This is a genomic window from Synechococcus sp. H55.9 (assembly GCF_047462355.1).
GTDB lineage: Bacteria > Cyanobacteriota > Cyanobacteriia > Thermostichales > Thermostichaceae > Thermostichus.
Genome location: NZ_JANSJB010000003.1, coordinates 47,812 through 56,298 on the forward strand (window position 1 = coordinate 47,812; position 8,487 = coordinate 56,298).

Annotated in this window: 10 protein-coding genes; 6 read left to right on the top strand and 4 right to left on the bottom strand. The window is 59.8% G+C overall.

What is annotated here, in order from left to right; all coding sequences use genetic code 11:
• Together NW857_RS01000 and hemE are read right to left on the bottom strand one after the other, a co-directional pair.
• On the bottom strand, window positions 1-737 hold a 737-nt coding region (locus NW857_RS01000; protein WP_414367732.1), incomplete at its 3' end, for a glycosyltransferase family 2 protein.
• Window positions 738-798: 61 nt separating this feature from the next.
• Window positions 799-1,866 carry a uroporphyrinogen decarboxylase gene (gene hemE / locus NW857_RS01005; RefSeq protein WP_414335752.1) on the bottom strand — a complete coding sequence of 356 codons (1,068 nt, stop codon included), beginning with the start codon at window positions 1,864-1,866 and terminating at the stop codon, window positions 799-801.
• Window positions 1,867-2,096: 230 nt separating this feature from the next.
• Here hemE and crtE point away from each other — a divergent pair, with 230 nt between their 5' ends.
• The 3 genes from crtE (at window position 2,097) to NW857_RS01020 (ending at window position 4,177) form a co-directional block, all read left to right on the top strand.
• Window positions 2,097-2,990: a geranylgeranyl diphosphate synthase CrtE gene (gene crtE, locus NW857_RS01010; RefSeq protein WP_414335754.1), complete on the top strand. Its 894-nt coding sequence runs from the start codon at window positions 2,097-2,099 to the stop codon at window positions 2,988-2,990.
• Between the two features lie 83 nt (window positions 2,991-3,073).
• Window positions 3,074-3,535, top strand: a complete 462-nt coding sequence (locus tag NW857_RS01015; protein WP_414335755.1) for a divergent PAP2 family protein — start codon at window positions 3,074-3,076, stop codon at window positions 3,533-3,535.
• Between the two features lie 42 nt (window positions 3,536-3,577).
• Window positions 3,578-4,177, top strand: coding sequence for a hypothetical protein (locus tag NW857_RS01020; RefSeq protein WP_414335757.1), 600 nt, complete (start codon window positions 3,578-3,580; stop codon window positions 4,175-4,177).
• 358 nt (window positions 4,178-4,535) lie between these two features.
• Here NW857_RS01020 and surE read toward each other — a convergent pair whose 3' ends face one another.
• Window positions 4,536-5,315 carry a 5'/3'-nucleotidase SurE gene (surE, locus tag NW857_RS01025; RefSeq protein WP_414335882.1) on the bottom strand — a complete coding sequence of 260 codons (780 nt, stop codon included), beginning with the start codon at window positions 5,313-5,315 and terminating at the stop codon, window positions 4,536-4,538.
• 344 nt (window positions 5,316-5,659) lie between these two features.
• Here surE and NW857_RS01030 point away from each other — a divergent pair, with 344 nt between their 5' ends.
• Both NW857_RS01030 and NW857_RS01035 read left to right on the top strand, forming a co-directional pair.
• Complete coding sequence (locus NW857_RS01030; RefSeq protein ID WP_414335883.1) at window positions 5,660-6,325, top strand: Crp/Fnr family transcriptional regulator; 666 nt, start codon at window positions 5,660-5,662, stop codon at window positions 6,323-6,325.
• A 3-nt stretch (window positions 6,326-6,328) separates the two neighbouring features.
• Window positions 6,329-7,198, top strand: coding sequence for an alpha/beta fold hydrolase (locus NW857_RS01035; RefSeq protein ID WP_414367734.1), 870 nt, complete (start codon window positions 6,329-6,331; stop codon window positions 7,196-7,198).
• On the opposite strand, the gene NW857_RS01040 is transcribed toward NW857_RS01035, so the two are convergent.
• Complete coding sequence (locus NW857_RS01040; RefSeq protein WP_414341739.1) at window positions 7,138-7,725, bottom strand: DUF2518 family protein; 588 nt, start codon at window positions 7,723-7,725, stop codon at window positions 7,138-7,140. The two genes, NW857_RS01035 and NW857_RS01040, sit on opposite strands and share 61 nt — an antisense overlap.
• 352 nt (window positions 7,726-8,077) lie before the next feature.
• Here NW857_RS01040 and NW857_RS01045 point away from each other — a divergent pair.
• On the top strand, window positions 8,078-8,487 hold a 410-nt coding region (locus NW857_RS01045; RefSeq protein WP_414367736.1), incomplete at its 3' end, for a dynamin family protein.

The window sequence follows — 8,487 nt, forward strand, 5'->3', positions numbered from 1 at the left end:
GTGGGGTGCTTTTGGTAAAAGAGGATGCCCATGCGGCCCCGCTGCCGCTCCCGCTCGATGAGGGCTGGGATTTGCGCTAGCTCGAAGGGCGGATGCCAGTGGTAGCCGGTGGCCTGGGGGCACTTGACCAGGCGCAGGCCCAGGTGCTTCAGCCGCACCCCCAGCTCCAGGTCTTCCCAGCCGTAGAGGTGAAACCGCTCGTCAAAGGGGCCGGCAGGGGTTTCACAAGCCCGCTCCAGCCAATGGCGGGCGATGGCCACATTGCCGGTGGCAAAGAAGGCTGCCGAAAAATCGGTGGGCTTGAAGGGCTCGGAGCAGGGATCCTGGAAATTGCAGGTGTTGATCACCCGCCCATAGGTGAAGACCTTGGCTTCCTGGAGCGAACTGGGATCCCCCTTGACGCCGTGTCGCCGCAGCATCTGGGCATGAGCGGCCAAGAAATGATCCACCACCACCAGGTCGCTGTCGATAAAAACAATGATGGATCCCTGGGCATGGCGAAACCCCAGGTTGCGGGCGGCAGCAGGGCCGCGGTGTTCTTGGCACAAAAGCTTTATCGGCGGCAAATCTGGCGGCTGGCTCTGCAGCCATTCCACCGTGCCGTCGGTGGAGCCGTCGTCCACCACCACCACCTCGTAGCCGTCGTAGGGGCCAGGCTGCTGCTGGGCCAAAGCCTGCAGACATTTCTGCAAGATGGGACGGCGGTTGTAGGTGGGGATGATGACGCTGATGTACACCGGGGATCCCTGGCTCGTAAGGCAAACCCTACTCCTAGAGTCAAGGGGTTTTTCTATACGGCTAGAGAGCTTTGAGCAGCTCTGCCGATTGGCGCACCGTCTCGAAAAAGTGATGGACATTGGCCTCCGGAGTGGTGTGGTGCACGCCGTGGCCCAGGTTCATGATGTGGCCGCGGGGTCCCGCCTTTTGAATCACCTCCAGGGTGCGCTGCCGGATGAATTCCGGGGATCCCAGCAACACCATCGGGTCGAGATTGCCCTGCACCGCCAGGGATCCCAGGCGGGCCCTGGCCTCGGCCATGTCGCTCATCCAATCGAGGCTGAAGACATCGATGCCAGCTTTGCCCACCCGCTCCAACAAAGCGGCGCTGCCGTTGATGTAGAGAATGAGCGGCACCTGCGGATACCGAGCTTTCACCTGATCCACAATTTGCTTTTGGTAGGGCAAGGCCCAAGCTTCGTAATCGCCGGGGCTGAGCTGGCCGGCCCAGGTGTCAAACAACTGCACCACCTGGGCACCGCACTCGATCTGGTAGATCACGTAGCGGGCAATGCTATCCGCCAGCTTGCTCAGCAACTGATGCAACATCTGCGGCTGAGTGAAGGCCAGGCTCTTGATATGGGCATAGTCTTTGGAGCTGCGGCCCTCTACGGCGTAGCAGGCCAAGGTCCAAGGGGAGCCGACAAAGCCCAGCAGCGTTGCCTTCCCTTCCACCTCGCGGCGCAAGGTGCTGAGTATGGTCTTGATAAAGGGCAGGCTTTCTTCCGGCTCTAAGAGACGGATTTGGTCGATTTGGGCCTGGGAGCGGATTGGCGGGTCGATGATCGGCCCCTGCTGCTCCACCAGCTCAAAGGGGATCCCCATGCCCTCAAGGGGGGTGAGGATGTCGCTGAACATAATGACGCCGTCGGGGGCAAAGGCGCGAAACGGCTGCAACGAGATCTCAATCGCCAGCTCCGGGATCTCGCAGCGCTGCTTGAAGGTGTATTTGCTCTGCAGCTCACGGTAGACCGCCATGTAGCGCCCCGCCTGGCGCATCATCCAAACCGGAGGACGATCCAGCACCTCCCCACGGGCCGCCCGCAGCAGACGGTCGCCATCGCCAAGCTGAGCAGATGAGTGGGACATAAGAAGACCAAGCCGGTTGAAGATCCTCAATGCATCCTGACATTGGGGGGACGGCTAGCGCAAGCTTGCGGATCCCCTATGCCGCCGCGTGCAGGGTATCAAGATAGAGTTTTAGCGGCTCAAGCAGGGATCCCGACCTGGAGTGGACATGAGATAATGTCGGCTTGCAGGCCTGTTGTAGAACTACTCGACAGGGATCCCCCCATTGCCGAGTTGAGAGGAAACCCCGCTTGGTTGCCCAAACCTTTGACCTGAAAGTCTATCTGAGCCGGCGTCAGCAACAGGTGGAAGAGGCGCTTTCTGCAGCTCTGGTTCCCGCCTATCCGGAGCGCATTTACGAGGCGATGCGCTACAGCCTGCTGGCAGGGGGGAAGCGCCTGAGGCCGATCCTCTGTCTGGCGGCCTGTGAGTTGGCCGGCGGCTCCGTGGAGCAGGCCCTGCCCACTGCCTGCGCCCTAGAGATGATCCACACCATGTCGCTGATCCATGACGACCTGCCGGCCATGGACAACGACGATTTTCGCCGCGGCAAACCCACCAACCATAAGGTGTTCGGCGAAGACATTGCCATCTTGGCGGGAGATGCGCTGCTGGCTTTTGCCTTTGAGCATATTGCCAGCCAAACTCAGGGGGTACCGCCACAGTTGGTGCTGCAAGTCATTGCCCGCATTGGCCACGCAGCGGCGGCAACCGGCTTGGTGGGGGGCCAGGTGGTGGATTTGGAGTCGGAGGGCAAAGCCATTTCCCTGGAAACTTTGGAGTACATCCACAGCCACAAGACGGGCGCTCTGCTGGAAGCCTCGGTGGTCTCAGGCGGGATCCTGGCAGGGGCTGATGAAGAGCTGCTGGCCCGCCTGGGCCACTACGCCCGCGACATTGGCTTGGCTTTTCAGATCGTGGACGACATTTTGGATATCACTGCCACCAGCGAGCAACTGGGCAAAACGGCAGGCAAGGATCAAGCTGCCGCCAAAGCCACCTACCCCAGCTTGTTGGGCCTAGAGGCTTCCCGGCAAAAAGCCGAGGAGCTGATCCAATCGGCCAAGGAGGCGTTGCGCCCCTACGGATCCCGGGCCGAGCCACTGTTGGCCCTGGCAGATTTCATCACTCGCCGTCAGCATTAGGACAGGACAAAAGGACAAGATTCAGATGGGATCCCTGTCCCCCTGTTAAAGACCCTGGTCGCGTTCTGGTGCCGGAGAGCTCTATGCTGCAACAGTTGATGGCCAACCACGTCCTCTGGGTTGCTCTGCTGGCCAGTGGTTTGGCCCAGGCCATGAAGCTGATCCTGGCCTATGTGCGGTCGGGCAAGCTCGACCTGCGGGTCTTGGTGGAAACCGGAGGGATGCCCAGCTCCCACGCGGCGCTGGTGACGGCTTTGTCGGTGGGGGTGGGGATCCAGGAAGGCTGGGACAGCCTGCTGTTTGCGGCGACGGTGGTTTTTGCTTTGGTGGTGATGTACGATGCTGCTGGGATCCGCCAGGCCGCCGGCAAGCAGGCGCGGGTGCTGAACCGTCTCCTGGAAGAATGGTTTGAAGAGAAGGGCGCCGATCGTTTCCAAGAACCTTACCTGAAGGAGTTGCTGGGCCACACGCCTGTTCAGGTTATTGCCGGTGCTGCTTTGGGAGCAGCGTGTATCACCTTGTCGTTTGCCCTGGGAGTCAACTGACGACAATTGGGGCATGCTAGAGCAGAAGGAGTGCGGATGGTCATGAGTTCTCAACCGCGTCCGATCCAGCGTTGCCCCGCCTGTGGCAAGCCGATCCCGGCCTATCGATATAAGTCCCCCTACTGCGACCACTGCGGCTGGCGGGCGGCCTCAGCCGGAAAAGGTGGATCTGGGGGCCAGAGAGTCAGAGCTCAGGGGAATAGGATTCAACAACACCTGCAGCGCCTCAGCCTGCCCCCTCTGTTGCAGCCGCTGTTGAAGTTCGACTTTTACCTCTATCTGGGCTGGGGGATCAGCCCTCTGTTTCCGCTGGTGGTGGAGCGACCGCTGCTGGCCGAATCCAATTACCTGTTGTTGATCCCCCTTCTGTTGAGCTGGGGGCTGCTCTATCTGGCGGTGCGGGATCTGCCCCTGCCCCAGGACTTGCGGCTGCCGCGGCTGCTGTTGGATGTGGCGTTTATCCTGCTGCCCTTCTTCCAAAAAATCAACGTCTCCAAAGCCCCCAACCGACCCTACTGGAATGCCCTGCTCATCTGGGTCATCGGGATTTTGCTGGCTGCTGCCTTGTGGCTGTGGAGCTTCAGCCTGCTCTTGACGGCGGTGACGTTGCTGTTGACCAGCTTCTGCACGCTGCTGTTCTAGCCGAGATGGTTGACAAACACTCCAGCCTTCCATGAGCACTCCTGCATAGGCAAAACACGCAGCTCAGCTTTGACACTCCCGCTGACTATCGCAACCCTTGCATGGGAGTTCTGTAGCCAAGCGGGATCCTACCTACGCAAGAGATAGTCCTTTCAAACAGCAATGAAACGTTTCTCTATGTCATTATTGCTACGCAACGCTGTCGCGAACGCGCCGCTCTAACTCCCCTCTCCCTCTGGGAGAGGGGTTGGGGGTGAGGGGCTGGCAGCAAAGTGTCTTAATCTTGTTTGAAACGACTATTACAGTAGAGAAGTAGACAACGCTGGAAGAAGCTGTATGCGGCTCACCAGCTTGCAACTCAGGAGCCAAAGGCCGAGATTCCCCACCGCTGCAAGCTGTCGAAGGCGGTGTAGGCCGTCAGATCCGGCTGCAGGGGCGTAATCGACACATACCCTTGGGCAACCGCCTGCACGTCGGAACAGGGATCCACTCCCTCTTCCACCACTTCCCCCGCCAGCCAGTAGTAGGCCTTGCCGCGCGGATCCAGCCGCTTTTCGTAGATATCGGTGTACTTGCGCCAGGCCAGGCGGGCCAAGACCATGCCGCGTATCTCCGTCAGCGCCACCGGTGGGACATTGATGTTCAACAGCAGCGGCTTCTCTAGGGGCTTCAGGCTCAGCTTCTCCAGCAGCGTCAGCACCACCTGGGCCGCCGGCTGAAAATCCTGGTGGGTAAAGCTGGCCAGGCTCACCGCCAGGCTGGGGATCCCTTCCAATAGCCCTTCCATGGCCGCTGAGACGGTGCCGGAGTAGAGCACATCGGTGCCCAGATTGGCTCCCTGATTGATGCCGGAAATCACCCAATCGGGAGGATAATCCAATAGCCCGTCCAGACCCAGCTTGACACAGTCGGAAGGTGTGCCCGAACAGGCCCAGGCTTGCACCTCTGGCGGAAACCCCTCCCGCACCGGATCCACCCGCAGCGGTTTGTGCAACGTCAAGGCGTGGCCGGTGGCCGAGCGCTCCCGATCCGGACAGACTACTGTCACCTGGTGTCCGCCCATCTGAGCCAGCGCTGCCGCTAAACACCGCACCCCTGCCGCCTGGATGCCGTCATCGTTGCTAACGAGAATGTTCATCGGTGCCACTCCTCACCGCGTCCAAGCAACCCGGCTGCCCCTACTATGCTATCTGCTGCTGAGCCCACAGCCGGCCAGGAGCCAGGAAAAAATGAAGAGTGCGGCTTCTGTATGTTACCATTAGACGTAGCCTTATAAACAACATCCGTATAACCACGGTGTTGCTCCATAAATCTTGAGTGTCATTATGAAGCTAAGGTAAAGCTACTACCGAAGCTCCCTTCCTCTTGGTTTATCCTTCCGTTAGGGTCTGGCCTTTTCTTTACAAACTCTTTTGATGGCTCGATGGAGCGGAAGAGGCGGCAAAGTTCACCTAGTTACTCAATTGACAGGAAGCCTATCCCATGTCCCTAGTTTCCATCACATCGGCAGCGGAGGCTCAGGAATGGCGGGAGCTCTGCCAGTGGGCCGAAGAGCACTACCGCTGTCGCACTTTTCCCAAGGACGTGCGCATCCCCACCCGTCCGGGCCTGGTCTACATCCCCCAAGAAGGCGTGGTGCGCCTAGTTAGCCAAACGCCGGAGCGGCGGGAGGTTTTTGTCGGGTTTATCACACCCGGCGTGCCCTTTGAGCTGAGCAACCCGGAGCGCTTTGAGCTAAAAGCTTGCACCCATGTCGATCGCACCACGGTAATGTGGTTTTACTGGCAGGATCTGGAGCAGTGGCCCTACTTGCACCAGAAAATTCAAGAAAGCTTCCGCCAGCAACTGCAACGCAAGCTGCTCTGGCTAGGCAACTTGGGCCAACGGCGTGCCATTGACCGCCTCAAGGGGTTCCTAACGCTGTTGATTGAAGAGTACGGGCAGCCCTGTGAGCAGGGGATGTACCTTCCCTGGACTCTGACCCACGCCCAGATTGGGGACGCCATTGGGGCTACGCGCGTAACGGTCACTCGCCTGCTGGGATCCCTGCGCTCGAAAGGGTTTGTGCAGGTGCTGGATCAAAACTTAATTTGCCTTCCCAACGGGGTGAAGCTGCAGTCTGTGCCCAAAAAGGCGGCTAGCGCCTAAGCTATGGGCCTGCAGCTCTACTACCGTGCCTGGGGCAAAGGGATCCCTTCCCTGCCCATCCTGCTGCTCCACGGCCATCCGGGCAATGCTGACTGCATGGAAGTCTTTGCCGAGGCGGTGGCGGGGATCCACCCCTGTGTGGCGCCGGATCTGCGCGGCTATGGGCGTTCGCAGGTACGGGATCCCTTTGAGATGGCAACTCACCTAGAGGACTTGCAGGAGCTGCTGGATTGCCTGGGCTGGCAGGAGTGTCTGGTGTTGGGCTGGTCGTTGGGTGGGATCCTGGCCCTGGAGTTGGCCTTGCGCCTGCCGCAGCGGGTCAAGGGCTTGGTTTTGGTAGCCAGCGCCGCCTGTCCTCGTAGCAACCATCCCCCCATCACCGTTTGGGATCAGCTTAACACCGGCATTGCTTCGCTGCTCAACTGGCTTTGGCCCGGCTGGAGTTGGAACATCGACACCTTTGGCCGCCGCTCTCTTTACCGCTACCTCATCCAGCAACACACCCCAACCGCCTATCGCTACTTGGCCCAGGCAGCTTTGCCTGCCTATCTGCACACCTCTCCCCAAGCCCGCCGCGCTTTGCGCACCGCCCTGCAACAGGGCTACAACCGTGAGGGGGAGCTGCAGCACCTGCGCCTACCTGTGTTGCTCCTGGCCGGCGAGCGGGATCGCCACATCACCGCCGCTAGCAGCTTGGCCACCGCCCGCCTTCTACCCCAGTGCACCTGCATTGTCTATCCCGATGTGGCCCACCTCTTCCCGTGGGAGATCCCTGAACAGGTAGGACGGGATCTGCGTTGCTGGCTCAGAGTTCAAGAGTGGGCCGAGGGGGACTCTTCCAACCCACCCTCAGCGGAAGAAGCCGCAGCCTGAACCTGGACCAACTTGCGCAGCCGGGCAAAGGCTTCTTCCTCCAGCCGGATCTGCTGCTGCTGCTGTTCTTCCGGGGTGCGCAGGCGTTTTCCCAGCGGCTGTTGCAGCGTGCCCAAAAGTAAGGGCTCGGAGACCCCCGGTTCAGGGTGGATGACGGTGCGGGCCTGCAGGGTAAATACCGGCGAGCCGGTGGAGAAGCGACCGGAGGACGCCAAATCGCTGGCCGCCTGCTTCAGCGTGAGGATCAGGTGCTCTGGGGTAATGTCCGGGCTGACGGCGATGACCGCCCGCTCTGCCCCTTGGTCATAGACCGTGGTGTAGGGGGCAGCGCCGGGAATGCGGGAGCGAAAGATCGGCCCTAAACTGAGGGCAAAACAGCCCGCCGTCAAAACCAGGGTGAAGGCCGTGTAGCCCACCAGCGAAAACTTCCAAGGCCAGTTGCGGATCCAGGCCAGCAGGGTAAGCAGAGCCAGCAGACCCGCCACCCCCAGCCCCACCTGGGTGGCAGAGGCGAAGAAAGATTGCAAGGATCCATCCATCATTTACAGGGAGAAGGAGTTCGGACTCAGCAGTCTCATCTTAAGCAATCTGGCAATCCTCTCAACTGCTTGCTGGCTCTAGCCGGGAGGAGATAGGCTTGCGACTCCATCTGCCAAACCAGCTCTCGCTGATCCCAGAAGTGCCGGCAGCTCTGTGCCTTTTAGAACTGTTTTTTATGCTACTGAATGAGCATTGCTGGCAAGAAGAACGCTGAAAACAATGCGAAGGAAACGAACGACGGTATCAGCAAGATGGATATAATGCCGGCGAAGCGGCTTGAGAACTGTTGGCATGTCATCTTCAACCCTATCTGATGGAGCGCATCACCGGCTTGATTCTATGGATCCCTCGGTAGCTTTGCAGACCGCGAGAGACTCACTATTTGACCTCGGCAACCTCACCGCTGGGATCGTTAACGAATACCACGACGTAGTCAGCAACTCCGTGCTGCTGGAGAAGCTGGAGAACTTTCAGGTTGTCTACGAAGAGGCCAATGCCCGCCTGCGGAAGCCCTCCTTCCGGATTGCCACCATTGGCACCACCTCTTCAGGTAAGTCCACCATTGTCAACGCTCTCATTGGTCGGAAAATCGCGCCTATCGAGGCGCAGGAGATGAGCGCCGGGATCCTGCGGATTAGGCACGGCGAGCGGAGCAAGTTAGTTATCCACAATACAGAAGGAGCCACCTGGGAATGCGGCACGTGGGAAGACCTGAGGGACGAAGAGATCTACAGCAGGCTCAAGCTGAC